This window comes from Paracoccus sp. 22332 (assembly GCF_052045125.1).
In the GTDB taxonomy this organism is placed as follows: Bacteria; Pseudomonadota; Alphaproteobacteria; order Rhodobacterales; family Rhodobacteraceae; genus Paracoccus; species Paracoccus haematequi_A.
Genome location: NZ_JBQEOI010000100.1, coordinates 1 through 3,177, shown reverse-complemented (window position 1 = coordinate 3,177; position 3,177 = coordinate 1). Strand labels below are relative to the sequence as shown.

Genomic DNA, 3,177 nt, shown 5'->3' with positions numbered 1-3,177 from the left:
CGATGACGATCACCACGTCGGTATTCGGGAAGTCGTCGTTGATCTCGTCCATCTCCAGCACGATGTCATAGGGCACCTTGGCCTCGGCCAGCAGCACGTTCATGTGCCCCGGCAGGCGGCCCGCAACGGGGTGGATGGCGAAGCGCACCTCCTTGCCGGCCGCGCGCAGCTTGCGGGTCAGTTCGCTGACCGCGCCCTGCGCCTGCGCCACCGCCATGCCATAGCCCGGCACGATGACGATGCTGTCGGCGTCGTTCAGCGCCGCCGCCACGCCCTCGGCGTCGATGGCGATCTGCTCGCCGGTGATCTCGGCCGCGGGGCCGGTCTCGCCGCCGAAGCCGCCCAGGATCACGCTGACGAAGTTGCGGTTCATCGCCTTGCACATGATATAGGACAGGATCGCGCCGGACGAACCCACCAGGGCGCCGACCACGATCAGCAGGTCGTTGCCCAGCGTGAAGCCGATGGCGGCGGCGGCCCAGCCAGAATAGCTGTTCAGCATCGACACCACGACCGGCATGTCCGCCCCGCCGATGCCCATGATCAGGTGATAGCCGATGAAGAAGGCCAGCAGCGTGATCAGGATCAGCCAGAAGATCGCAGGTCCGACGCCCGTAAAGTAAAGGATGCCCAGCAGCACCGATAGCGCAAGCGCGCCTGCGTTCAGCATGTGGCCGCCCGGCAGCTTTTTCGGCTTGCCGTCCACGCGCCCCGCCAGCTTGCCGAAGGCCACGACAGACCCGGTGAAGGTGACGGCGCCAATGAAGATGCCCAGGAACACCTCGATCTTCAGCATGGCGATCTCGGCCGGGGTCTTGTGCGCCAGGACGGCCGCGAAGCCATGGAAGACATGGACCCCGCCCTCGGCCTTGGCGCGCAGCACGCGAGCCAGCTCGATCTGGGCGTTGAAGCCGACAAAGACCGCCGCCAGACCGACCAGCGAGTGCATGGCGGCGACAAGCTGGGGCATCTCGGTCATCTGGACGCGCTTGGCCACGACCCAGCCGACGGCGCCGCCGATCGCGATCATCACCAGCGATAACAGCCAGTTGCCCGCGCCCGGCCCGAACAGCGTCGCCAGCACCGCCAGGGCCATACCCGCGATGGCGTACCAGATCGCGCGTTTGGCGCTTTCCTGTCCCGACAGGCCGCCCAGGGACAGGATGAACAGGACAGCGGCGATCACATAGGCCGCAGTGGTAAATCCGTATTCCATTCCTGCGATCCCTTACGACTTCTGGAACATGGCGAGCATGCGCCGGGTGACCATGAAGCCACCGAAAATGTTGACCCCCGCCATCAGCACGGCCAAGGCGCCCAGCAGGACGACCCACCAGGACCCCGAGCCAATCTGCATCAGCGCCCCCAGGATGATGATGGAGCTGATCGCGTTGGTGATCGCCATCAGCGGCGTGTGCAGCGAATGTGCGACGTTCCAGATCACGCGGAACCCGATGAAGCAGGCCAGCACGAAGACGATGAAGTGCTGCATGAAGCTGAAGGGCGCGAACAGCCCGATCAGCAGAAGGACCGCCGCCCCGACCACCAGCAGCGTGACCTGCGACCGGGTTTCGGCCTTGAAGGCCGCGACTTCGGCAGCGCGACGTTCCTCGACCGTCAACTCGCGCTTCTTCTCCTTGGGCTTCTGTGCGGCGATGGCCGCGATCTTCGGCGGAGGCGGCGGCCATGTGATGTCGTGGTCGCGTGTCACCGTGGCCCCACGGATCACGTCATCCTCCATGTTGTGAAGGATCACGCCGTCCTTTTTGGGTGTCAGGTCGGCCACGAAGTGACGGACGTTGTTGCCGTAAAGTTCCGAGGCCTGCGCGCCCATGCGCGACGGAAAATCGGTATAGCCGATGATCGTCACGCCGTTTTCGGTCACGTGGCGTTCGTCGGGAATGGTCAGTTCGCAGTTGCCGCCGCGTTCGGCCGCAAGGTCCACGATCACGCTGCCGGGCTTCATCGCCTCGACCATGTCGCGGGTCCACAGCTTGGGCGCATCGCGGCCGGGAATCAGGGCGGTGGTGATGACCACGTCCATCTGAGGCGCAAGCTCTCGGAACTTGGCAAGCTGCTTTTCGCGGAATTCAGGCGACGAGGGCGCGGCATAGCCGCCCGTTGCGGCGCCGTCCTGCGCTTCCTCGAAATCGAGGTAAACGAACTCGGCGCCCATCGACTCGATCTGCTCGGCCACCTCGGGGCGGACGTCGAATGCATAAACCTGCGCGCCCAGGGATACCGCGGTGCCGATGGATGCCAGGCCCGCGACCCCTGCCCCCACGACCAATACCTTGGCCGGCGGCACCTTGCCCGCTGCCGTCACCTGGCCCGTGAAGAAGCGGCCGAAGTTGTTTGCAGCCTCGATGACCGCGCGATAGCCCGCGATATTGGCCATGGACGACAGCGCGTCCATCTTCTGCGCCCGGCTGATCCGCGGCACCATGTCCATGGCGATGGCGGTGATGCCCTGTTCCTTGGCCAGGGCCAGCATTTCGGCATTCTGGGACGGATAGAAGAACGAGATCAGCGTCTGGCCTTCCCGCATCTGGCCGATCTCGCCCTCGGACGGCTGGCGCACCTTTGCCACGACATCGACCGACGCGATCAGGTCGGCGGCCGTCGGGACCACGGTGACTCCGACCGCGCGATAGCTGTCATCCGAGAACCCGGCCCGCGCCCCCGCGCCGCTTTCGACGAACACCTGGTGCCCCAGCTTCATGAGATGCCCGGCAGAAGAGGGCGTGATCGCGACGCGCGCCTCTCCCTCGAAACTTTCCTTCAATGCGCCGATTTTCATGAGGCAATCTCCTACTCAGTTGAATCCTGCACTGGCCTCACGAGGAAGACGAAGTCGTCAGACTTGATCGATAGCCAAGATTTTGGATGCGATATCATCGCACGTAGCTGTAGAGTTAAGGGCGATCTTGGACTGCTGAGTAGCCTCATCAGTCGCCGCCAGTTCCACCTCGACCAGCAGGTCCTTGGCGTCGATCTGTTCGCCGGGGCGGACATGGACGGCCTTGATGGTGCCGTCGCGGTCGGCGTGAAGGCCGGTTTCCATCTTCATCGCCTCGATGGTCAGCAGCAGGTCGCCCTGGCGGACCTTCGCCCCCGCCGTGGCCGCGACCGAGGCCACAACGCCCGGCATCGGCGCGCCGACATGGCCCGCGTTCG

3 protein-coding genes are annotated in these 3,177 nt (G+C 64.9%); all 3 read right to left on the bottom strand.

Annotation, left to right across the window (positions count from 1 at the left end):
* The coding region (locus ACTJI6_RS23855; protein ID WP_440804235.1) for an NAD(P)(+) transhydrogenase (Re/Si-specific) subunit beta at positions 1 to 1,216 on the bottom strand (1,216 nt) is incomplete at its 3' end.
* Positions 1,217 to 1,228: 12 nt separating this feature from the next.
* Positions 1,229 to 2,800, bottom strand: coding sequence for a Re/Si-specific NAD(P)(+) transhydrogenase subunit alpha (locus ACTJI6_RS23850; protein ID WP_440804233.1), 1,572 nt, complete (start codon positions 2,798 to 2,800; stop codon positions 1,229 to 1,231).
* A 57-nt stretch (positions 2,801 to 2,857) separates the two neighbouring features.
* Positions 2,858 to 3,177: biotin/lipoyl-containing protein (locus ACTJI6_RS23845; protein WP_440804231.1), on the bottom strand; the 320-nt coding region annotated here is incomplete at its 5' end.